The organism is Exobacillus caeni, from assembly GCF_005747095.1.
Taxonomy (GTDB): domain Bacteria; phylum Bacillota; class Bacilli; order Bacillales; family Guptibacillaceae; genus Exobacillus; species Exobacillus caeni.
Genome location: NZ_SWLG01000006.1, coordinates 77,425 through 99,959 on the forward strand (window position 1 = coordinate 77,425; position 22,535 = coordinate 99,959).

Here is a 22,535-nt window from a genome sequence, read left to right on the forward strand (position 1 = left end):
ATGACTTTAACCGGCAAGCATATTGGTTTTGGAATAACTGGATCTCATTGTACCTACGAGGAAGTGGTGCCGCAAATTGAAAAACTTGTGGAATCTGGAGCAAAAGTGACTCCATTTGTGACATATACGGTAAAAAATACAACGACTAGGTTTGGGGACGGTAAAGATTGGCTGTCTAAGATCGAAAGTATTACTGGTAACGAAGTAGTGGACTCAATCGTTAAAGCAGAACCGTTTGGTCCTAAAACACCACTCGATTGCATGGTGGTCGCGCCTTTAACAGGAAATTCGATCAGTAAGTTTGCCAACGCGATGACAGATTCTCCTGTCCTAATGGCAGCCAAAGCTACTTTAAGAAACTTGAGCCCTGTCGTACTGGGAATTTCAACCAACGATGGCCTGGGTTTAAACGGATTGAATATAATGAGGCTGCTCTCTACTAAAAATATTTTCTTCGTGCCATTTGGCCAGGATGCCCCTGATAAAAAGCCTAACTCGCTAGTAGCCAGAATGGAAGACCTTCCAGCAACAGTGGAAGCGGCATTAACCGGAAAACAGTTACAGCCCCTTTTAGTGGAAAGATATAAAGATTAAGCTCTTTAAAATATAGCAAAATGCTATTTCCTTATAGAAGTATTATGATAAAATAAAGAATAAAATCACGAACGTCTATGGGAGAAACACTTAGTTTCTCCTTCTATTGTGATTATTTGCAAATGTAATGGATATCATTTAAGCTACGTTTTGCTGGAAGGGGTAATAAAGATGGAAGCAAATAAAACATATCATGTTGCAGTAGTAGGCGCTACAGGAGCCGTTGGACAACAAATGATTAAGACGCTGGAGGAGCAAGATTTCCCTGTTAGCAAACTGACACTGCTTTCTTCTGCAAGATCTGCCGGTAGAAAAGTAACGTTTAAGGGTAAACAAATCACTGTACAGGAAGCAAAGCCTGAAAGTTTTGAAGGAGTGGATATCGCTCTGTTCAGTGCAGGAGGCTCGGTTTCGAAAGAACTCGCTCCGGAAGCAGTAAACAGGGGAGCAGTGGTTGTAGACAATACGAGTGCCTTTAGAATGACCCCGAAAGTGCCTTTAGTTGTGCCGGAAGTAAATGAGGAAGATCTAAAAAAACACAACGGGATTATCGCTAATCCAAACTGTTCGACCATTCAGATGGTGGTAGCCCTTCAACCGCTAAAAGAGAAGTATGGTTTAAAGAAAATTATTGTTTCCACGTACCAGGCAGTATCGGGAGCTGGCGCGAATGCGATCGATGAGATGAAACAACAAACAAAAGCTGTCCTGGAAGGTGAAGAATTCACTCCGGAAATTCTGCCCGTAAAAGGAGATAAAAAGCATTATCAAATCGCTTTTAACGCTGTGCCGCAAATCGATGTTTTCCAGGATAACGGCTTTACGTTCGAAGAAATGAAAATGATCAATGAAACAAAAAAGATCCTGCATGATGAACAACTGCAAGTTGCGGCTACATGTGTAAGGCTGCCTGTTGAAACAGGACACGCTGAGTCCGTGTATGTGGAATTAAACAAAGCGGGAGTGAAAGCAAAAGAGATTCAAGAATTGCTTTCTGAATCCCCTGGAATTGTATTGAAAGATAATCCTGCTGAACAGGAATACCCGATGCCGGCAGATTCTGTTGGTAAACGGGACGTATTTGTGGGGAGAATACGAAAGGACCTTGACCGTGACAATGGATTCCATTTGTGGGTAGTCTCTGATAACTTATTAAAAGGTGCTGCATGGAATTCCGTGCAAATTGCGGAGAGTCTTGTAAAATTGAACTTATTGAAATAAAAAAGAAGGTGTATGTAACATGAAAGTCATCGTCCAAAAATTCGGTGGCACGTCTCTTCGTGATGAAAACGGCCGCTTGAGAGCTGTTGGCCATATCAAGGATGCGCTGGAAAAAGGATTTAAAGTAGTTACAGTGGTTTCTGCTATGGGAAGAAGCGGCGACCCATATGCGACGGATACACTGCTTGGTTTAGTAGGGGAAAGGCAAAAGAAAATTTCCAACAGGGAATCTGATCTTTTGCTCTCCTGCGGCGAAGTTATTTCCTCTGTCGTATTTACCGACCTGCTGCTTAGCCATGATATTAAAGCAGCTGCACTTACCGGTGGCCAGGCCGGATTTATGACGACAAATGAATACGGAAATGCAAGGATTGTGGAGATGAACTGCGACAGGCTTCTTAACGAACTGAAAGAACATGATGTCGTTGTAGTCACCGGCTTTCAGGGAGTAAGTGACGCAGGGGATGTTACTACCCTGGGAAGAGGAGGAAGCGATACTTCGGCATCTGCCCTTGGTGCTGCGCTGAACGCAGAATGGGTCGATATATTTACGGATGTAGAAGGGATTATGACGGCTGATCCAAGGATTGTAGAAAATGCCAGGCCGTTATCTGTCGTTACCTATAATGAAGTATGCAACATGGCCTACCAGGGAGCAAAAGTAATCCATCCCCGTGCCGTGGAAATCGCCATGCATGCTAAGATACCGATCCGCATTCGGTCAACCTATTCGAAATCTCCCGGAACACTCGTCACTTCGATTACGAAGAAAACGAGCGGAGAGCATGTGGTCGACAGGTTGATTACAGGAATAGCACATGTTAGCAATGTGACGCAAATCAAAGTGTTTGCTAAAAAGGGACAGTATGACCTGCAGGCAAAAGTGTTTAAGGCCATGGCCAATAATCATATTAGTGTTGACTTTATAAATATTAGTCCTACAGGTGTTGTTTATACTGTCATGGATGAAATGACTGATAGGGCATATAAAACGTTGACCGAAATGGGCTATGAACCGGAGATCATCCGAAATTGTGCAAAGGTTTCTGCTGTTGGTGCAGGCATGTCAGGAGTACCCGGAGTAACTGCAAAGATTGTGGATGCACTTGCAACCCAAAACATAAATATTTTGCAATCAGCGGATTCCCACACCACGATCTGGGTACTGGTTAAACAAGAAGACCTGGTCGGTGCTGTCAACGCTTTGCATGAAACATTCAACCTTCACCTTGAATCGGAAATGGAAGAAAAGCAGCAAGCCCAAATTCTTGGTGAATGATGATGAGGAACTAAGGAACGTTAGGAGTTGAACGAGGTTGAACTTTGGAAAATTATTAACAGCAATGGTCACGCCTTTTGATAGTAAAGGAAATATTGACTTTAACAGAACAACAAAACTCATTAATTACTTGATCGATAACGGAACAGACGGCCTGGTCGTCGCTGGAACAACAGGAGAATCGCCGACTTTGACGTCAGAAGAAAAACTTGCTTTGTTTAAACATACTGCAAAGGTCTCCGATGGAAGAGTCCCGGTCATAGCCGGAACTGGAAGCAACAATACCCATGCTTCTATCGAGTTCACAAAAGCGGCAGCAGAAACAGGCGTAGATGCGGTTATGATAGTGGCCCCTTATTATAATAAACCGAGCCAAAGGGGTTTGTATGAGCATTATAAAGCAATAGCAGGCTCAACAAAACTTCCGGTCATGATTTATAATATCCCGGGTCGTTCTGTTGTTAATATGACTGCTGAAACCATCATCGAACTTTCTAAGATCGAAAACATAGTATCCGTTAAAGAAGCAAGCGGCGATCTGGATCAAATGAGTGAAATCATCTCCAAAACCGACGACAGCTTCACATTATACAGCGGGGATGACGGCATGACCCTTCCTGTGATGTCTATAGGAGGGAACGGAGTGATATCGGTTGCAGCCCATGTGATCGGAAACGAAATGGCTGAAATGATCGACGCATTTGAAACAGGGGATATCTCAAAGGCAGCAGGCATCCATCGGAAATTGCTTCCTGTTATGAGAGAACTGTTCAGAGCTCCGAGTCCTACTCCGGTAAAGACTGCTTTACAAATAAAAGGTATGGACGTAGGAAGCGTGAGGCTACCGATGATTCCGCTTTCGAAGGATGAAAGAGAGGAACTCACAAAAGTTTTATTAAGCCTATAACAGATTAGCTGGCAGCTTGAAGCTGCCAGTTTTTTGTTTAGCTGCTCGCATGAAATAGCCACAGTCGTTCATACTAACGTTAAGCATGCAGGAAGGAGCGTTAGTATGGACTTTAAAAACCAGGGGGAACCCCCTTTAAATCCAACCAATCCGTCAGATCCAAAACAACCCGGTCCTTCGAAGGACCAGGATAAAACAAAATCGAGCCTTGTGGATAAAATCCAACAGCTAGGACAAACGAATGTGCCAGCAATGGATGAGCAATCTAATATCCATTGCTTGACGATAATCGGACAAATCGAAGGGCATATGCAGTTACCGCCGCAAAATAAAACAACGAAATACGAACATCTCATTCCACAAATTGTAGCTATCGAACAAAACCCTAAAATTGAAGGGCTTCTTTTAATTTTGAATACGGTTGGAGGAGATGTTGAGGCTGGACTTGCAATATCTGAAATGATCGCTTCATTGTCCAAGCCTACCGTGTCAATCGTGCTTGGAGGAGGCCATTCAATCGGTGTTCCGATCGCTTGTTCAGCAAAGTATTCATTTATTGCAGAAACAGCAACGATGACAATACATCCTGTACGTTTGACAGGATTAGTTATAGGCGTTCCACAGACATTTGAGTATCTTGATAAAATGCAGGAACGTGTCGTCAGCTTTGTACTGAAACATTCGAATATTTCAGAAGATAAATTCAAGGAATTAATGTTTTCAAAAGGAAATTTGACAAGGGATATCGGAACAAATGTCATTGGGGACGATGCGGTAGCATATGGACTGATCAATGAAGTCGGGGGCGTAGGACAGGCAATAAAAAAATTGAATGAACTCATTGAAGGACAAAAGCAAAAAGGGGACTATGTACAATGATTTTATATACAATTATGCCCCATGACGCTGTATTCCCTGTTGAGGAGAGTGAGTACTCCAATCAGTCTGTGATTGAATGGAACGGCGTCCAGCTGCTTGTCGAGAGGCATTCTTTGACACAATGCCGAATCATTCAGGTTCTAAGCACAAACCCTGAGGATTTTATGAACGTTATGACGCAGCCCGGCCAAATGTTATCAATGGAACCTGTACCGGAAAAGCAGGAATTCTTATAGTCGATTTTCCATGCACTGTGCTATAATGAAAGAACGAACAGGAAGCAGCCGATCAACGAAATCGGCTGCTTTTTCTTCCGAATCATCTAGAGGTAATTGCTGGAGTGATTGGCTTATTAGGGAAGATATTGGATTACATCGAAGAAAAAAGAAGGTGTTACAATTGGGAAAACGGAAAAAACGGCAGGATAAACACCAAAAAGATTGGAAGTCCCAAATAAGATTTGAGATCATCGGTCTCGCCATACTCGCTTTTACGGTTTTAGGAATGGCGAAACTTGGAGTAGTAGGACGAGCCATCTATCATATGTTTCGTTTCTTTACGGGAGAATGGTATGGAGTTCTAATCGCTTCCATGATCGTTCTATCTTTCTATTTAATGTTTAAGCGTGCATGGCCACCGTTCTGGACCAGAAGGCTGGCTGGATTTTACTTGTTATTTTTAGCAGTTTTGCTATTAAGCCATGTTGGTTTATTTGAGAATCTTTCGAGGCAGGGTGAGTGGGAAAATCCTTCCGTAATTAAAAATACATACGAATTATTTATGCTCCAAGCTTCCGGTGAAATTGCCTCCAATGATCTTGGGGGCGGAATGATCGGTGCGCTTGCATTCTCATTCTGCTATGTCTTGTTTGATTCTGTCGGAACACAGCTTATTGCGATCTTTTTAATCATCATTTCCTTTATTCTTATCACTGGAAAGTCTCTTAATGACGTGCTTTACAAGCTGTTGCTGAAATTTATCGACTTTATGAAGGAAACATTCAGCGAATTGAAGGAAATGGCCTCAGAGTGGACAGAAAAGAGAAAGCAGGAAAAGAAAGCAAGGCATGAAGAGAATGAGCAATCTGAAGAAGAGGAAGGTTCTACTGAGCCTGCGTCTTTTTCGGAAAGCATGGTGGAGGATACACATGAACCAGAAATCAGGGCATTCTCTGAACATTCCTATTCAGATTCGGAAGTAGACGAAGTAAATAAAAAACGTGAACCCGACCAGGAAATAAAACAGGAAGAAAAACAAGTAATCGATCAGAGTGAGATCAAAAGCTTTACGATGCCGGAATTAGAAAATAAAGACTACAAACTGCCAAACATGGGTTTACTTCAGCGCCCTAAAAAAGTTTCACAGCAAAATGAACGGCAGCAAATATCAGCAAATGCAAAGAAACTGGAAAAAACGTTCGAAAGCTTTGGAGTAAAAGCAAAGGTAATGAAAGTACATCTCGGGCCAGCTGTAACGAAATATGAAGTGCATCCTGACGTAGGGGTAAAGGTTAGTAAAATCGTGAATTTAACAGATGACCTTGCCCTTGCACTGGCCGCGAAAGATTTAAGAATCGAAGCGCCGATCCCTGGAAAGTCTGCAATCGGGATCGAGGTGCCAAATCAGGAAGTAGCCATGGTCACATTAAGGGAAGTGCTTGAATCCCGTGAGTATCAGTATAATGATTCCAAGGTTGCCATAGGACTCGGCCGAGATATATCCGGGGATTCTGTTGTAGCAGACCTTTCCAAGATGCCCCACATGCTTGTTGCCGGAGCTACTGGGAGCGGAAAAAGTGTCTGTATCAATGGCATTATCGCCAGCATATTAATGAAAGCCAAACCCCATGAAGTAAAGATGATGATGATTGACCCAAAAATGGTCGAGTTAAATGTTTACAACGGGATCCCTCATTTACTGGCTCCAGTTGTAACCGAACCGAAAAAGGCTTCACAGGCGCTTAAAAAAGTCGTTAGCGAAATGGAACGGAGATATGAACTGTTCTCTCATAGCGGAACAAGAAACATCGAAGGGTATAATAACTATATTAAAAAGCAAAACGACAGTTCTGATGCCAAGCAGCCAACATTGCCGTATATCGTGGTAATCGTTGACGAGCTTGCAGATCTTATGATGGTTGCTTCCGGTGATGTCGAAGATGCCATTACAAGGCTAGCGCAAATGGCTAGAGCCGCTGGGATCCATTTGATCATAGCCACACAGCGTCCATCTGTAGACGTAATAACAGGTGTTATTAAGGCGAACATACCGTCGAGGATCGCGTTTAGCGTTTCATCCCAAACAGATTCCAGGACCATTCTGGATATGGGTGGTGCCGAAAAACTTCTGGGCAAAGGGGACATGCTATTTCTTCCGGTTGGCGCGAATAAACCTAAAAGGGTGCAGGGGGCATTCTTATCCGATGAAGAAGTAGAAAAGCTAGTAGACTTTGTTATTTCACAGCAAAAGGCCCAATACCAGGAAAACATGATTCCAACTGAACAAAAGGAAGAAGAACAGCCTGAAGTCGAAGATGAACTTTATGATGATGCCGTTCAACTTGTGGTGGAAATGCAGACCGCATCAGTTTCCATGCTCCAGCGACGTTTTCGAGTAGGATACACAAGGGCAGCGCGCCTAATTGATGCCATGGAAGCAAGGGGAGTCGTCGGTCCATATGAAGGAAGCAAGCCAAGAGAAGTTCTCATGGCGAAGACAGAGGAAGAAGCACACTCGGGTTAGGGTTGCGCTTCTTCCTAATGGACCGGGTCGAAAGTAACTGATAAAATTACAGCCAAAAAGGTAATTGTAATAATGTGATTGCCGGTTCACAAGGTAAACTTCAGGTGTGTTCAGGTTTTTGTGAAGTTTTTTCACAATGAAACTAATTTTTTTGTTGAAACAAAAAAATAATATTTATTTTACTTTCTAATCATGATATAGTATTGTCGAATTATGTGTTATTTCTTTCACTTCCTGGAAGGAGAGTTTTATAATTTTTATTTTTTCTATCACAAGAAAACGATTTCACACTATTTTCAGGAAGAAGAAATAATAAACTACCAATTTTAGGGGGATAACAATGAAAAAGAAATACGGTTTCTTAATGTCAGCAGTTCTTGCTGCAGGAACATTGCTTTCTGGGTGTGGTTCTGCCGATAATAACGAAGGAACACAGAATGAAGGCGGCGGAGAAGGAAACAAAAACGATTTTAAAGTTGCGATGGTTACGGATGTCGGTGGGGTAGATGACAAATCCTTTAACCAGTCTGCATGGGAAGGTCTTCAAAAGTTTGGTAAAGATAATAACCTTGAAGAAGGAAAAGACTATAAATACGTACAGTCAACCGCTGCAAGTGATTATCAACCAAACCTATCCGGTCTGATCCGTGATGGATATGACCTTGTTTATGGAATCGGGTTCTTGATGCAACAAGACATTCAGACAGTTGCACAGCAAAAGAAGGATGCACAGCTTGCGCTGGTTGACAGTGTCGCAGTAAATGAAAACGGTGAACCTCTTGAAAATGTAGCGAGCATCACGTTTAAAGAACATCAAGGTTCTTTCCTTGTAGGGTTGATCGCAGGTATGCAAACGAAATCTAACAAAGTTGGTTTCGTGGGCGGAGTAACTTCTGAACTCATCAAGAAGTTCGAAAATGGTTTTAAAGCAGGCGTTAAAACTGTAAATCCTGATGCTGAGATCTATGTTCAGTATGCAGAGGACTTTGCTTCTTCTGAAAAAGGACAGGCTATCGCAAACACTATGTACGGAAAAGGCGCTGACGTGATCTACCACGCTGCCGGAGCAACTGGAAACGGTGTGTTCACTGAAGCTAAGAACCGTGCGAAAAACGGTGAAGAAGTGTGGGTTATCGGTGTAGACCGTGACCAGCATGAAGAAGGAATGCCAGAAAACGTAACCTTAACTTCTATGGTGAAACGCGTTGATACTGCAGTATATGAAGTATCAAAACAAACGATGGAAGGAAACTTCCCTGGTGGAAAAGTCACTGAGTTCGGTCTTGAAGAAGATGGCGTAGGAATCGCCGAAACAAAAGACAATGTTTCAGAAGATGCACTTAAAAAAGTGGATGAATACAAAGAAAAAATCAAGAACGGCGAAGTGGAAGTTCCAAAAACTGATGAAGAATACGAGACTTATGTAAGCTCTCTATAAAAATGAATGCCGATCCAACAACAAAGGCTAGTAAGCTACCGTACTAGCCTTTGTTGTATGTTATAGGGTATGTAAGGAGTGACAAAGAATGGAATATGTCATTGAAATGAGAAATATCCGTAAAGAATTTCCCGGCATAGTGGCAAATGATAATGTAACCCTTCAAGTCCAACAGGGGGAGATCCATGCCCTTCTTGGTGAGAACGGGGCAGGAAAATCAACGTTGATGAATGTGTTGTTCGGCTTATATCAACCCGAACAGGGAGAAATATATGTCAAGGGCAAGAAAGTGAATATCACTGATCCGAATGTAGCGAACGATCTGGGGATCGGCATGGTCCATCAGCACTTTATGCTGGTTGAAAAATTTACGGTTACTGAAAATATCATTCTGGGGAACGAACCACGGGATAAGGGCCGCGTCAATTTAAAAAAAGCAGCAAAAGAAGTGGAAGCAATCTCAAAACAATACGGACTTAAGGTTGATCCGTATGCAAAAATTGAAGATATTTCGGTTGGTATGCAGCAGCGGGTTGAAATTTTAAAAACACTTTACCGCGGAGCGGAGATCTTAATATTCGATGAACCGACTGCAGTACTGACGCCACAGGAAATACATGAACTTATCCAAATTATGAAAAGACTTATTGAGGAAGGCAAATCAATTATATTGATTACCCATAAATTAAAAGAAATTATGGAAGTTTGCGATAGATGTACGGTTATCCGAAGGGGTAAAGGGATCGGCACAGTCGATATATCAGAAACGAACCCTGATGAGCTTGCTTCGATGATGGTTGGAAGGGAAGTTAACTTTTCAGTTGAAAAGGGACCCGCACACCCAAAAGAAGAAGTACTGCAAATTGAAAACCTTGTAGTGGAAGATGCAAGAGGAGTTCCACAGGTTAACGACCTCAGTTTATCTCTTAAAGGTGGAGAAATTGTCGGTATCGCCGGTGTCGACGGAAATGGCCAGACAGAGTTGATCGAAGCCATCACAGGTCTTAGAAAGGCTAAATCAGGGATGATCAAGCTGAGCGGGAAGGATATAACGAACCACAAGCCCCGGAAAATAACAGAGAGCGGATTGGGCCACATTCCTCAGGACCGCCATAAGCATGGGCTTGTTCTTGATTTTTCGGTTGGAGAAAACATGGTGCTTCAAACATATTACCAGAAGCCATATTCCAATAAAGGTGTATTAAAGCTACCGAAGATAATGGAAAAAGCAAAATCTTTAATCAAGGAATATGATGTAAGAACGCCGAGTGAAATGACACCTGCACGTGCTCTTTCAGGAGGAAACCAGCAAAAGGCGATTATTGCACGGGAAGTGGATCGCAGTCCAAACCTCTTGATCGCGGCACAGCCAACTAGAGGGTTGGATGTAGGTGCAATAGAGTTTATCCACTCAAAACTGGTTGAGGAAAGAGATAAAGGCAAGGCTGTTCTTATGATTTCTTTCGAGCTGGATGAAATTTTAAACGTAAGTGACCGTATAGCGGTCATCTATGAAGGGAAAATAGTCGATATCGTTAAACCAGAAGAGACGAATGAACAAGAACTTGGCCTGTTGATGGCAGGCGGCAAGCGTGAGAAAGTTGGTGACCAATAATGGAAGTCTTGAAAAATAAATTTTCTGGATTTATGATTCCTCTGGTTTCCGTCATCCTTGGATTGCTTGCTGGAGCTATCATCATGCTTTTCAGCGGATACGATCCGATTCTGGCTTATACCGCCCTGTTTAATGGAATCTTTAGCAATACTTATGTAATGGGGGAAACGATTCGCCAGTTCACACCGTTGATCCTATCTGGGCTTGCTGTTGCGTTTGCTTTCCGGACAGGCCTCTTTAATATCGGTGTAGAAGGACAATTGCTTGTCGGCTGGCTTGCTTCGGTATATGTCGGGCTGCAGTTCGATGGCCTGACGCCTTTTCTCCATATTCCGCTCGCAATTTTAGCAGCTGCGGCTGCAGGTGCTCTATGGGGAGTAGTCCCCGGTTTTTTAAAGGCCAAATACCATGTGCATGAAGTTATCACGACAATCATGATGAACTATATTGCGCTACATGTTGTAAATGCTATTATTCGAAGCTATCTATTGGCCCCAGGTGAACGAACGGAAACGATCCATCAATCCGCTTCTTTAGCATCAGCTTATTTGCAGTCTATTACCGACTTTTCAAGGCTGCATTATGGATTTCTTGTTGCGATTATCGGAGCAATAATCATGTGGTTCTTACTATGGAAAACGACGCTTGGGTATGAGCTTCGTGCAGTAGGGTTCAATACCAATGCATCACAATATGCAGGGATCAACGTTTCAAGAAACATTGTCTTATCTATGGTTATCTCAGGTGCGTTCGCTGGTGTTGCGGGAAGCATGGAAGGCCTTGGCACCTATGGATATATGTCGATCTTATCTGCGTTTACGGGGATTGGATTCGATGGAATCGCTGTCTCGTTACTGGGAGCAAACAGTGCGATAGGTGTAGTTCTTGCTGCTGCCCTGTTTGGCGGATTGAAAATCGGGGCATTGAACATGCAATCTGTTGCCCAGGTTCCAACCCAGCTTATAGAAATAGTAATTGCTTTGATCATTTTCTTTGTTGCATCCAGTTATTTGATTCGCTGGTTCTCCAATCGGTTGAATAAAAGGGGGAAAATCTAAATGGATCTTATGCAAATTTTAGAACTGATTATTCCAGCAGCCATTTTTTCAGCAGCTCCCCTGATTTTCACTGCTCTTGGCGGAGTTTTCAGTGAACGTTCTGGTGTTGTTAACATTGGTCTGGAAGGATTAATGCTTATGGGGGCCTTTACTGGAGCAGTATTTACTGTTTTTGGTGAACAATGGGGATTCGGCGCTGCATCACCATGGTTTTCATTTATTGTAGCCATTATTGTTGGAGCTTTATTTTCGTTATTGCATGCTGTAGCAAGTATTTCTTTTAGGGCAGACCAGGTAGTAAGCGGGGTAGCGCTAAACTTTCTAGCAGCTGGTCTTGCTGTGTTCCTGGTAAAGAAAATCTTTGATGCAGGGCAAACGCCGATCATTGCAGAACGAATCGATAAGTCGAATGTTCCTTTTTTAAGTGATATTCCCATTATCGGACCGTTGTTTTTCTCACATGCCTATTATACTTCTTATATTGCTATAGCACTTGCTTTTGTAGTCTGGTATGTCATTTATAAAACACCGTTCGGTTTGCGCCTTCGTTCTGTCGGGGAACACCCGATGGCAGCGGACACGATGGGGATAAATGTCATAAAAATGCGGTATATTGCGGTAATGCTCAGTGGTGCGTTTGCTGGTCTTGGCGGAGCGGTTTATGCTACATCCATTTCAGGCAGTTTCAGCCACTCCACGATTACAGGACAGGGTTTTATGGCCCTTGCAGCGATGATTTTCGGTAAATGGCATCCTCTTGGTGCACTGGGAGCGGCATTGTTTTTCGGATTAGCACAATCCTTAAGTATTACAGGACAGCAGATTCCGCTTCTGAAGGACATACCGGAAGTATACCTTCTTATCGCTCCATATGTGTTGACGATTCTTGCTCTCGCTGGGCTCGTCGGACGTGCAGATGCACCTAAAGCGATTGGACAGCCTTATGAAAAAGGAAAAGGAAGATAAGAAAATAAATAGGGGTCGACTCATAAGTGTCTCGCTCCCTCCGAAGTTGTCTAGATAAACATTGACACTAGTTTATCTAGATCAAACATTGGAGGGGCCTGGCACTTTGTTTGTGAGTCGTCCCTTTTTTGTATATTCAAAATCGTTATCGAATAATGTTAATTGGTTAAACTAATGAGCATACTATGATATAAAAGAAATAAGAAATAATGAGAAGGAATGGTTTTGTATCCAATAATCTCCATTCCAAAACAGGGAGGTAACGGAATGACGTTAATTCAACACGAAGCAACAGTGTTGGACGGAATAAAGCTACATACGATCCAGACGGATAAATACAAGACAAACACGGTTGTTTTGCAAATGAAAGCTCCTTTAAAAAAAGATACTGTCACGAAAAGGGCATTGCTGCCATATGTATTGCAAAGCGGAACGGAAAATCTTCCTTCCACCAAGCAGGTCAGAAGGAAGCTGGAAGAACTATACGGCGCTTCTTTGTATGTTGATCTTGCAAAAAAAGGAGATTTCCATGTTATCTCGATACGCATGGATATATCAAATGAAAAGTTTTTATCTGAGCAGTCGAAAATATTAAGCGATGGCCTGCAACTGTTGAGTGAAATTTTACTAAATCCTAAAACAGAGCAAGGGTCGTTCGATAGTGCAATCGTCCAGAAAGAAAAAAGAACCTTAAAGCAACGGATCCAGTCGATCTATGACGATAAAATGCGCTACTCCAACATGCGGCTTACAAAAGAAATGTTTCCGGATGAGCCATTCGGTCTTCACATTTATGGAGAATTGGATATGGTGGACAGCATCACGGGCAAGGAACTTTATGAATATTACCAAAAAGCTATCCAGGAGGACAGTATCGACCTTTACCTTGTAGGCGATTTAGAAAAGCATAACGTTTCGGAGATCGTTAAGAAAACCTTTTCACTAGGGAGACGGGGAACAGAAGAAGGTGCTGTGACGGAAAAAGCTGCTCTTGATGTTACGGAAAACGAAGTTATCGAAAGCCAGGACATCAAGCAGGGAAAATTGCATATGGGTTATCGAACAGGAATCAGCTACAAAGACGAACAATATTATGCGCTTCAAGTCTTTAACGGAATCTTTGGCGGTTTCTCTCATTCCAAACTTTTCCGAAATGTTAGAGAAAAGGAGAGCCTTGCATATTACGCTGCTTCAAGATACGAAAGCCATAAAGGCCTATTGATCGTAATGTCAGGGATCGAGACAAAAAATTACGATAAAACTGTTTCCATTATTAAAGAACAGCTTGAAGCGATGCGTTCAGGGGATTTTTCAGAAGAGGAAATGGGCCAGACGAAGACGATGATCAACAACCAGTTGTTAGAAACAATAGATGATGCCAAAGGGATGGTCGAACTTCTTTATCATGAAGAAATAGCGGGCTACTCCAGGCCGATGGAAGATTGGCTGGATGGCATTGAAAAAGTTACAAAGGAAAAAGTGGTCGACGTTGCAAAGCAAATAACGCTCGATACCGTTTATTTCTTAAAGGGAGAGGAGGCTTAATATGGAAAAAATAGTTTTTGACCAGCTCCAGGAAACGTTGTATAAATCAAAACTGCCGAATGGGTTAGAAGTGTGTATCCTGCCTAAACCAGGATTCAATAAAACCTATGCTACGTTCACAACAAAATACGGCTCTATCGACAACCATTTTGTTCCATTGAACGAAGAAGGAAAGCTGCGTGTTCCGGACGGCATCGCCCACTTTCTAGAACATAAGCTGTTTGAAAAGGAAGACAGGGACGTATTTCAGGATTTCAGCAAGCAGGGCGCCTCGTCCAATGCGTTCACTTCGTTTACAAGAACGGCTTACCTGTTCTCAGCTACAAACAATATCGAATTGAACCTTAAAACCTTGATAGACTTTGTACAGAGTCCCTGGTTTAGTGATAAAAGCGTAGAAAAGGAAAAAGGGATCATCGGCCAGGAGATAGAAATGTACAATGATAATGCCGACTGGAGAGCCTATTTCGGCGTGATAGAAAACATGTACGAACATCATCCTGTTAAAATCGATATCGCTGGAACGATTAACTCTATTTCTAAAATAACAAAAGATCTTCTTTATACGTGCTATGAAACGTTTTACCATCCGAGCAACATGCTGTTGTTCATTGTTGGTCCGGTTGAACCCGAGAAAATCATGGAACTGGTAGAGGGAAATCAGGCCGCGAAAGATTATAAAGACCAGCCTCCGATCGAGCGTTTTTTTGAAAACGAACCGCCGGAGGTCGCCAAAAAGAAAAATGTACTGAAAATGTCAGTGCAAACACCAAAATGCATGATGGGCTTTAAAGAACAGAATCCAACTCGCCAGGGGTCAGATATGCTGAAACATGAGCTCAGTATCAACCTTGCACTTGACTTGATGTTCGGGCAGAGCTCTGAAAATTATGAAAAGCTCTATGATGAAGGGCTTATCGACCAGTCGTTTTCTTTTGATTTTACAGAAGAATATGGTTTCGGTTTCTCCGTTATCGGAGGTAATACCCAGAAGCCGGATGAACTTTCGGACCGGATTTATGAAATGGTAAAAGAGTTCCGCGATAGCAAAATTAGTGCTGAACAGCTAGAACGTATACGCAAAAAGAAAATAGGCGGCTTTTTAAGATCGCTTAATTCGGTTGAATTTATCGCGAATCAATTTACTAGATACCAGTTTAACGATATGAATCTTTTCGATGTTGTTCCGACACTTGAGAGCCTGACTGTGGAAGATATACAGGAGGCTGTGCGTGATCATTTTAAAGATGAATCGTTTACTGTTTTTCAAGTGTTGCCCAAGGGATAACCGTTAGCTTATTATAAAAAGGCTGGTTCATTTGTAACTGATTCTTTCCTCTTCATATCACGAGTGTATTTCTCGGGTCTGATGCCTGGAACCATCAGTCATTGAACCAGTCTTTTCTTTTGGCTTTTTACATATGTGTTGTTGCTATTTTCACTTTCACTACGAGCTAGACTGATGGCTGCACGCTTCAAGATATCTACTGCTTGTAGAGTAAGTCAATGGAAACGTACAGTTTTAGAGGTGTTCAAAGTGTGCACAAAAGCGATAAACTGCGACATAGCAAATGGCTGGTCGCTACGGAAAGCGAACTGCCCGGAGCGGAAATCAATATTGAGATAGCGTCGCAGTTCATCTTATTGTAAAGCTGTTAAGTAACAAAATATACGAAAAGAGCCTTTCTTTTACATTGTTTAGCGGAGGGGAAACAGATGGAGAAATATGCACTGCTTACAGGAGCTAGCGGAGAAATAGGACAGGCTATTGCAGCTCAACTTGCCGATAATGGGTATAATTTGATACTGCATTACAACAAAAACAAAGAAGCGATAGAGCGTATAAAAGTATCTTTTCCTGAAAGAGAGATCATATCTGTCCAGGCAGATCTATCAGTTAGCAAGGATGTGCAAAAGATCGTACAGCATTGCAATGTTCCGATCGATCTTGTTGTACATAATGCCGGAATAGGCCATGTTGGCCTTTTAACAGATATGGCGGATGAGGAAATCCAGAAGATGAACAATCTCCATCTTACAAATCCGATTCTGCTGATCAAAAGATTGCTTCCTTCGATGGTGACGAGAAAATCGGGCAATATTGTAGTTATTTCTTCGATCTGGGGATTAACAGGTGCCTCCTGTGAAGTTGTCTATTCCACTGTTAAAGGGGGCCTCAACACGTTTGTTAAAGCACTGGCAAAAGAAATGGCTCCAAGCGGTATTCGCGTCAATGGCGTCGCACCCGGAATGATCGATACAAAGATGAACGAACATTTTACAGAAGAGGACAAACAGAAGATAAAGGAAGAGATACCGATAGGCAGATTCGGTAGTTCCGGGGAAGTAGCTGACCTTGTAACCTTTCTTGCCTCAGACCGGGCATCCTATATATCCGGGCAAATTGTATCGATAAACGGTGCATGGTATTGTTGATCTGCAATATATAAAAGTTAGCGGGAAACATGAATAATTTTTGCTAACAAAAGAGAAGCTATACATGATTTAACTCATAAAGGAGGGAACATCATGTCAGTATTAGAAAACTGGGATCACTGGAAATCTTTTTTAGGAGACCGCTTGAATCAGGCTGAAGGACAGGGCTTGAACAAAGGTGTGGTTTCTGATGTCGCATACCAAATTGGAGGCTACCTTGCAGAACAGGTCGAGCCAAAGAATGAACAGGAAAGATTACTTGCTGACCTTTGGAGCGTAGCTGACGAAGAAGAACAACATGCAATTGCTAACATGATGGTTAAACTGGTTCACAATAACGGAACTAGAGAATAATTATTTTGCTGGAGGATGTGAAAACATCCTCATTTTTCATTTTATGGTTATTTTTTCTTTTATTTGGGTAAATTTTTATGAAAAACCATTCTCCGCTTTTCTCATTCCATAAAATCATATATCATTAAAATGAATCATTATTACTTGCATATTCGGAACGTTTGTTATAATTATCCTGAGGAGATGAATCATGGAAAAGAAAGAATGGTATTTAGAGTATGAAATACATAAAAACAGGCCGGGATTACTTGGGGATATCGCTTCCTTGCTGGGTATGCTCGGAATTAATATCATTACCATAAATGGTGTAGATAACCAGCGCAGGGGTATGTTATTGTTAATTGATGACATGGAACAAATAGAACGACTTGAATCTATCTTAAATACAATGGATAATATTACCGTAACCAAAATGCGCCAGCCGAAATTAAGAGACAGGCTGGCAGTCAGGCATGGAAGGTATATACAGCGGGATGCAGATGACAAGAAAACTTTTCGTTTCGTCCGTGATGAACTTGGCCTGCTTGTTGATTTTATGGCGGAATTGTATAAGAAGGATGGCCATAAGCTGATTGGTGTTAGAGGCATGCCAAGAGTTGGAAAAACAGAATCGATTGTCGCTTCAAGTGTTTGTGCAAACAAGAGATGGGTTTTTCTTTCTTCCACTTTGCTAAAACAAACGGTGAGGCAGCAAATTGCCGATGATGAACTAAACGTTGACAATATATTTTTGATAGACGGTATAGTTTCTGCAAAAAGGGCTTCAGAAAAACACTGGCAGCTACTGCGCGATATTATGAGGCTTCCTGCTACCAAGGTTGTTGAACACCCTGATATCTTCGCAAGGGAAACCGAGTATTCATTGAATGATTTTGATTACATTATTGAACTAAGAAATGACCCAGATGAAGAAATTACATATGAAGTAATTGACCGTGATTCCGGATTCTCAACATTTGATTTTAATTAATTGGTAGGTGTTCTTGATTGAGTGAATTAGGACAACGTTTAAAAAACGCCCGACAGGAAAAAGACATGTCTCTTGAAGAAGTTCAGGAAGCGACAAAAATACAAAAGCGTTATCTTGCAGCGATAGAAGCAGGCGACTTTGACCAGCTGCCAGGCAATTTTTATACAAGGGCATTCATTAAAAGCTATGCAGACGCCGTTGGATTATATGGAGAAGAACTGCTAGAAGAATATAAAGGGGAGCTTCCAAAGTCTAACTCCGAAATGCCGGAAAATTTGCCTCCCCGTAAGTCCCGGAGTTCTGTTTCAAATCGCAGTTCCAAATGGACTTCCATTCTTCCTACCTTGCTCGTAGGAGTGCTGATCATAGGTGTGATTGCGATATTCTGGTACTTTTTGCAAAACGGTTCCAGTGATACCCGTGTTGACAATCCGGAACCTGACAGCGAAGAAATCGTTAGCGATGAAAACAAGGAAAACCAGGATACATCAAAAGAAGACCAGGCGAATGAAGATGCAGATAAAACTGATAGCACGGCCGCTGATGAAAATCAGCAGCAGCAGGAAGAAAAGCCTGCGTTTACGCTTAAAAAAGTAGACAGCACGAACGATGAACAAACGTTCCAAATAAGCGGCGCAGATAAAATTGAAGTGAAGCTTGAGGCAAGCGGCAACAGCTGGACGGGCATTAAAACGAAGAGTTCAGGCAAGGGCTGGTTCAAACAGGTTTCATTGAGTGCAGGAAAGTCTTCTACTATCGATCTTACAAATGAAGAAAATATATACTTCAGGCTCGGCAGCTCGCCAAATACCTCCATATACGTTAACGGGGAGAAACTTGACATTCCGGTAAAACCTGATGTGCAAAATGTGTATTTAAAAAAAGGTGAATGAAAAGCGGAGTCATCAACATGATGGCTCCTTTTTAAAAGTGGCTTTTCTTTCAGGTGTTAGAAAAGAATGGTAAAATGGTTTGTATATCGTTCTTATCAATCAATGAGTGGTGTTATAGGAGGAACTCTAGTGAATTTGCCTAATAAAATTACAGTATCTAGAATTTGCTTAATCCCTGTTTTCATGATTTTTCTTTTAGCCCCTTTGTCTTTGGGGGAAGTAACGATAACGAATGAAGTTATCCCGGTTTCTCATTTGATTGCGACAACTATTTTTATAATCGCTTCTGTTACGGATTGGATAGACGGCCACCTTGCAAGAAAACATAATCTGGTAACGAACCTTGGGAAGTTTCTTGATCCGCTTGCAGATAAGCTGCTTGTGACCTCTGCCTTTGTTTCGCTAGTAGAGCTTGGAGGCGCGCCAGCCTGGATCGTTATTGTGATTTTAAGTAGAGAATTCGGAGTTACAGGACTTCGTCTTGTCGCTGCATCTGAAGGTGAAGTATTAGCTGCAAGCCAGCTTGGTAAATTGAAAACCTGGATTCAAATCGTTGCCATTATCGCATTGCTGCTTCACAATGTTCCATTCTCTGGTATAGGATTGCCGTTTGCTGACATTGCATTATGGGCAGCTTTGATCATCACCGTGTATTCTGGCTGGGACTATTTCTATAAAAACAGGCATATTATCCTAAAATCCCGATAGAAGAAACCGGCAAGGGCAAAGGTGTTGAAAAACATAAATAAATTATGCCGGAAAGGGAGTTAGAACATGAATGCAGAAATCATAGCGATTGGCTCAGAACTGCTCCTGGGCCAGATTGCTAACACAAATGCGCAATATTTATCCAGAAAACTTGCAGATATAGGCATCAATGTTTATTATCATACTGTTGTAGGAGATAATTCCGAACGGTTAAAGCAAGTGATCACAACAGCAAAGAGTCGGTCAGACCTTCTTATTTTTACAGGTGGCCTTGGGCCGACAAAAGATGACCTGACAAAGGAAACGATTGCTGATGCAGCAGGGAGAAACCTTGTTTACGATGAAAAAGCGATGTCGGCTATAACTGGTTATTATAAAAAGGTTAACAAAAAAATGTCAGATAATAACAAAAAGCAAGCGCTTGTCATAGAAGGAGCGACTGTTTTCAATAATGATACAGGAATGGCCCCCGGGATTGGTTTTCTTGAAGGTGAAACACATTACATCCTCCTTCCGGGTCCACCAAAAGAAATGAAACCTATGTTTTCGAACTATGTTGAACCTTATTTAAAACAAACAGTTAACCATTCAGAGCGGATCGTATCCAGAGTTTTGCGTTTCTTCGGAATCGGCGAGTCACTGCTAGAAACTAAATTAGAAGACCTGATCGAAAGGCAGAGCAATCCAACGATTGCTCCATTGGCCGGAGATTGGGAAGTGACACTAAGATTGACAGCAAAAGAGACCTCAGCTGAAAAAACAGCGGTTTTGTTAGACGAAGCGGAAACAGAAATACAACGCCGGGTCGGAGATTTCTTTTATGGATACGGTGAGACATCACTCGCCATTGAGACTGTTGAGCTGTTAAAAGAGAGAAAACTGACTGTAGCTGCTGCTGAAAGCTTGACAGGCGGTTTATTCAGTAAAGAAGTTACGGACGTTTCCGGTGTGTCATCTCTATTTAAAGGGAGCTTCGTTTGCTATACGAATGAAGCAAAAAAACAGCTTCATGTGCCGGACAAATTACTCCAAGATTTTGGAGCAGTAAGCGAGGAATGTGCAAAGGAGCTTGCTGAAAATGCCAGGAAACAGTTAAACGCAGATATTGGTATTAGTTTTACTGGAGTGGCCGGTCCTGATAAGAGCGAAGGAAAAGAGGTTGGAACGGTTTACATCGGGCTTTCGACAGAAACAGATTTGGCCGTGCATTCCTTACAGTTGGCGGGTAATCGTGAATCGATCCGCGCCAGGACCGTAAAGCATGGATTTTTTGACATTATGAAGCATTTACAGAAAGGTGAATAAATACAGATGAGTAATTTTGAAGACTTTAAAATTTCCACAGATGTAAAGCGGGCAGTTCTTGAAATGGGGTTTACAGAACCGACTCCTATACAGGAAAAAGCTATCGGCCCTATCCTGGCCGGTACAGACTTGATTGGACAGGCGCAAACAGGAACAGGAAAAACTGCAGCTTTTGGAATACCTCTGGTAGAAAAAGTTTCTAAGCGGCCTGGCCCTGAGGCGATCATCTTAACGCCTACAAGGGAATTAGCTATTCAAGTCTCTGTTGAACTTCAGAAACTTAGCCGTTATAAAGGCTTAAATGTTCTCGCTGTTTATGGCGGCGAGCCGATTTACCATCAGATCCGGGCTTTGAAAAAAGGGGTTCATATCGTCGTAGGTACTCCAGGGAGAGTGCTTGACCATTTGAACCGCAAAACATTAAGAACGGATCGAATCCATACAGCGATACTTGATGAAGCCGATGAAATGCTTGACATGGGATTCATCGAGGATATTGAATCCATATTGAAACGGTTGCCCTCAAGAAGACAGTCTTTATTGTTTTCAGCAACTATTCCGGCACCGATTAAAAAGCTGGCACATAACTATTTGAACAATCCGCAAACAATTTCTGTTTCAAACGGGGATGTTACTGCCGAAACGGTAGATCAAGTATTTTACCGTACGTTTGAACAGGATAAATTTGATACGCTTTGCCAGATCATCGAGAATGAAGACATTCGCCTGGGGATTATTTTCTGCAGAACGAAAAAAGGCGTTTCCCACTTGACGGAAGCTCTAAAGAAAAGAGGATACCGGGCTGAAGAACTTCATGGTGACCTGGTCCAGTCACAGCGTAGTAGAGTAATGCAACTGTTTCGTACATCGCGCATCGACTTTCTAGTGGCAACAGATATCGCTGCCCGTGGAATCGATGTAGCTCATGTAAGCCATGTTATCAATTACGATATTCCGGAGGATCCTGAACGCTATGTTCATAGGATCGGCCGAACCGGAAGGGCAGGGAATAAAGGGATCGCACTTACGCTTGTAACACCGAAAGATATGCGCTTTTTACAATCGATCGAGTCAAAAATCAATCTTTCTCTAACAGCTGAGCCATTGAATAACGAGTATGCCGATCTTGAACAGTCAGTCAACGACCTGAAAAAAGCAATGGCTAAGAAACATAAGCCAGACCAGGCATATAGTGATTCTGCTTCCCATCTTTTAAACGAATTCAATTCACAGGAATTGGTTGAGGCACTCTTAGAGAAGCTTGTGAAATCTAAGAATGACGGTGTTCCGAGCGAGTATCATTTCGGTGAAACCGGTGGCCAGAACGGAATGGTAAGATTCTTCTTGAACGTTGGGCGAAACATTGACCTTCACCCGAAAAAGATGCTCGAGCAGTTATCGCTTTTAGCAGGGATCCCTGAACAAATGGTAGGCCGTATCGATATTTTTGAGAAGTTCTCATTCTTCGAAGTTCCTGAAGAGGTTGCACCGTTTGTATACGAAGCACTTCGTTCAGGTGGGCTTGACGGGAAAAACATCCACCTTGAACCAGCAAAACCACAAAAGAGCAAGACATCTTAATAAAATGAACGTGAAAAAGATTAACGTGCTGGGAGCCGTTAATC

Annotated in this window: 20 protein-coding genes; all 20 read left to right on the forward strand. The window is 42.2% G+C overall.

Annotation, left to right across the window (positions count from 1 at the left end; translation table 11 throughout):
* The 20 genes from dpaB to FCL54_RS09615 all read left to right on the forward strand — a co-directional run bounded on the left by dpaB (position 1) and on the right by FCL54_RS09615 (position 22,491).
* Entirely contained in the window at positions 1-594 is a 594-nt protein-coding gene (dpaB, locus tag FCL54_RS09520; RefSeq protein ID WP_138125761.1) for a dipicolinate synthase subunit B, read from the forward strand.
* A gap of 171 nt (positions 595-765) precedes the next feature.
* Positions 766-1,815 carry an aspartate-semialdehyde dehydrogenase gene (gene asd, locus FCL54_RS09525; protein WP_138125763.1) on the forward strand — a complete coding sequence of 350 codons (1,050 nt, stop codon included), beginning with the start codon at positions 766-768 and terminating at the stop codon, positions 1,813-1,815.
* A 19-nt stretch (positions 1,816-1,834) separates the two neighbouring features.
* On the forward strand, positions 1,835-3,094 hold the full coding sequence (gene dapG, locus FCL54_RS09530; RefSeq protein WP_138125765.1) for an aspartate kinase: 1,260 nt from the start codon (positions 1,835-1,837) through the stop codon (positions 3,092-3,094).
* Between the two features lie 37 nt (positions 3,095-3,131).
* Entirely contained in the window at positions 3,132-4,001 is an 870-nt protein-coding gene (gene dapA, locus FCL54_RS09535) for a 4-hydroxy-tetrahydrodipicolinate synthase (RefSeq protein ID WP_281281361.1), read from the forward strand.
* Between the two features lie 105 nt (positions 4,002-4,106).
* Positions 4,107-4,880 carry a ClpP family protease gene (locus FCL54_RS09540; protein WP_138125767.1) on the forward strand — a complete coding sequence of 258 codons (774 nt, stop codon included), beginning with the start codon at positions 4,107-4,109 and terminating at the stop codon, positions 4,878-4,880.
* Complete coding sequence (locus tag FCL54_RS09545; protein ID WP_138125769.1) at positions 4,877-5,116, forward strand: YlzJ-like family protein; 240 nt, start codon at positions 4,877-4,879, stop codon at positions 5,114-5,116. Before FCL54_RS09540 ends, FCL54_RS09545 begins: the two co-directional genes overlap by 4 nt.
* Positions 5,117-5,279: 163 nt before the next feature.
* On the forward strand, positions 5,280-7,622 hold the full coding sequence (locus FCL54_RS09550; protein ID WP_138126219.1) for a DNA translocase FtsK: 2,343 nt from the start codon (positions 5,280-5,282) through the stop codon (positions 7,620-7,622).
* A 340-nt stretch (positions 7,623-7,962) separates the two neighbouring features.
* The gene (locus FCL54_RS09555; protein ID WP_138125771.1) at positions 7,963-9,060 is read left to right on the forward strand and encodes a BMP family lipoprotein; all 1,098 of its coding nucleotides are present in this window, start codon (positions 7,963-7,965) and stop codon (positions 9,058-9,060) included.
* A gap of 88 nt (positions 9,061-9,148) precedes the next feature.
* On the forward strand, positions 9,149-10,675 hold the full coding sequence (locus FCL54_RS09560; protein ID WP_138125773.1) for an ABC transporter ATP-binding protein: 1,527 nt from the start codon (positions 9,149-9,151) through the stop codon (positions 10,673-10,675).
* The gene (locus FCL54_RS09565) at positions 10,675-11,733 is read left to right on the forward strand and encodes an ABC transporter permease (protein ID WP_138125775.1); all 1,059 of its coding nucleotides are present in this window, start codon (positions 10,675-10,677) and stop codon (positions 11,731-11,733) included. Before FCL54_RS09560 ends, FCL54_RS09565 begins: the two co-directional genes overlap by 1 nt.
* Entirely contained in the window at positions 11,734-12,699 is a 966-nt protein-coding gene (locus tag FCL54_RS09570) for an ABC transporter permease (RefSeq protein ID WP_138125777.1), read from the forward strand.
* Positions 12,700-12,966: 267 nt separating this feature from the next.
* On the forward strand, positions 12,967-14,244 hold the full coding sequence (gene yfmF / locus FCL54_RS09575; protein ID WP_138125779.1) for an EF-P 5-aminopentanol modification-associated protein YfmF: 1,278 nt from the start codon (positions 12,967-12,969) through the stop codon (positions 14,242-14,244).
* Between the two features lies 1 nt (position 14,245).
* Entirely contained in the window at positions 14,246-15,532 is a 1,287-nt protein-coding gene (gene yfmH, locus FCL54_RS09580) for an EF-P 5-aminopentanol modification-associated protein YfmH (RefSeq protein ID WP_138125781.1), read from the forward strand.
* A gap of 428 nt (positions 15,533-15,960) precedes the next feature.
* The gene (gene ymfI, locus FCL54_RS09585; protein ID WP_138125783.1) at positions 15,961-16,680 is read left to right on the forward strand and encodes an elongation factor P 5-aminopentanone reductase; all 720 of its coding nucleotides are present in this window, start codon (positions 15,961-15,963) and stop codon (positions 16,678-16,680) included.
* A gap of 93 nt (positions 16,681-16,773) precedes the next feature.
* Positions 16,774-17,034 carry a DUF3243 domain-containing protein gene (locus FCL54_RS09590; protein WP_138125785.1) on the forward strand — a complete coding sequence of 87 codons (261 nt, stop codon included), beginning with the start codon at positions 16,774-16,776 and terminating at the stop codon, positions 17,032-17,034.
* 190 nt (positions 17,035-17,224) lie between these two features.
* Positions 17,225-18,004 carry a DUF3388 domain-containing protein gene (locus FCL54_RS09595; RefSeq protein ID WP_138125787.1) on the forward strand — a complete coding sequence of 260 codons (780 nt, stop codon included), beginning with the start codon at positions 17,225-17,227 and terminating at the stop codon, positions 18,002-18,004.
* A 17-nt stretch (positions 18,005-18,021) separates the two neighbouring features.
* Complete coding sequence (locus FCL54_RS09600) at positions 18,022-18,897, forward strand: helix-turn-helix domain-containing protein (protein ID WP_138125789.1); 876 nt, start codon at positions 18,022-18,024, stop codon at positions 18,895-18,897.
* Positions 18,898-19,026: 129 nt separating this feature from the next.
* Positions 19,027-19,605, forward strand: coding sequence for a CDP-diacylglycerol--glycerol-3-phosphate 3-phosphatidyltransferase (gene pgsA / locus FCL54_RS09605; protein WP_171016768.1), 579 nt, complete (start codon positions 19,027-19,029; stop codon positions 19,603-19,605).
* A gap of 66 nt (positions 19,606-19,671) precedes the next feature.
* On the forward strand, positions 19,672-20,910 hold the full coding sequence (locus tag FCL54_RS09610; protein WP_138125791.1) for a competence/damage-inducible protein A: 1,239 nt from the start codon (positions 19,672-19,674) through the stop codon (positions 20,908-20,910).
* Positions 20,911-20,916: 6 nt separating this feature from the next.
* Positions 20,917-22,491 carry a DEAD/DEAH box helicase gene (locus FCL54_RS09615; protein WP_138125793.1) on the forward strand — a complete coding sequence of 525 codons (1,575 nt, stop codon included), beginning with the start codon at positions 20,917-20,919 and terminating at the stop codon, positions 22,489-22,491.
* Positions 22,492-22,535: the final 44 nt, after the last annotated feature.

Bases quoted from the DNA above. Each gene is read 5' to 3' on its own strand.
- dpaB (WP_138125761.1), top strand. From the start codon at position 1: ATGACTTTAACCGGCAAGCATATTGGTTTTGGAATAACTGGATCTCAT.
- asd (WP_138125763.1), top strand. From the start codon at position 766: ATGGAAGCAAATAAAACATATCATGTTGCAGTAGTAGGCGCTACAGGA.
- dapG (WP_138125765.1), top strand. From the start codon at position 1,835: ATGAAAGTCATCGTCCAAAAATTCGGTGGCACGTCTCTTCGTGATGAA.
- FCL54_RS09540 (WP_138125767.1), top strand. From the start codon at position 4,107: ATGGACTTTAAAAACCAGGGGGAACCCCCTTTAAATCCAACCAATCCG.
- FCL54_RS09545 (WP_138125769.1), top strand. From the start codon at position 4,877: ATGATTTTATATACAATTATGCCCCATGACGCTGTATTCCCTGTTGAG.
- FCL54_RS09555 (WP_138125771.1), top strand. From the start codon at position 7,963: ATGAAAAAGAAATACGGTTTCTTAATGTCAGCAGTTCTTGCTGCAGGA.
- FCL54_RS09560 (WP_138125773.1), top strand. From the start codon at position 9,149: ATGGAATATGTCATTGAAATGAGAAATATCCGTAAAGAATTTCCCGGC.
- FCL54_RS09565 (WP_138125775.1), top strand. From the start codon at position 10,675: ATGGAAGTCTTGAAAAATAAATTTTCTGGATTTATGATTCCTCTGGTT.
- FCL54_RS09570 (WP_138125777.1), top strand. From the start codon at position 11,734: ATGGATCTTATGCAAATTTTAGAACTGATTATTCCAGCAGCCATTTTT.
- yfmF (WP_138125779.1), top strand. From the start codon at position 12,967: ATGACGTTAATTCAACACGAAGCAACAGTGTTGGACGGAATAAAGCTA.
- yfmH (WP_138125781.1), top strand. From the start codon at position 14,246: ATGGAAAAAATAGTTTTTGACCAGCTCCAGGAAACGTTGTATAAATCA.
- ymfI (WP_138125783.1), top strand. From the start codon at position 15,961: ATGGAGAAATATGCACTGCTTACAGGAGCTAGCGGAGAAATAGGACAG.
- FCL54_RS09590 (WP_138125785.1), top strand. From the start codon at position 16,774: ATGTCAGTATTAGAAAACTGGGATCACTGGAAATCTTTTTTAGGAGAC.
- FCL54_RS09595 (WP_138125787.1), top strand. From the start codon at position 17,225: ATGGAAAAGAAAGAATGGTATTTAGAGTATGAAATACATAAAAACAGG.
- FCL54_RS09610 (WP_138125791.1), top strand. From the start codon at position 19,672: ATGAATGCAGAAATCATAGCGATTGGCTCAGAACTGCTCCTGGGCCAG.
- FCL54_RS09615 (WP_138125793.1), top strand. From the start codon at position 20,917: ATGAGTAATTTTGAAGACTTTAAAATTTCCACAGATGTAAAGCGGGCA.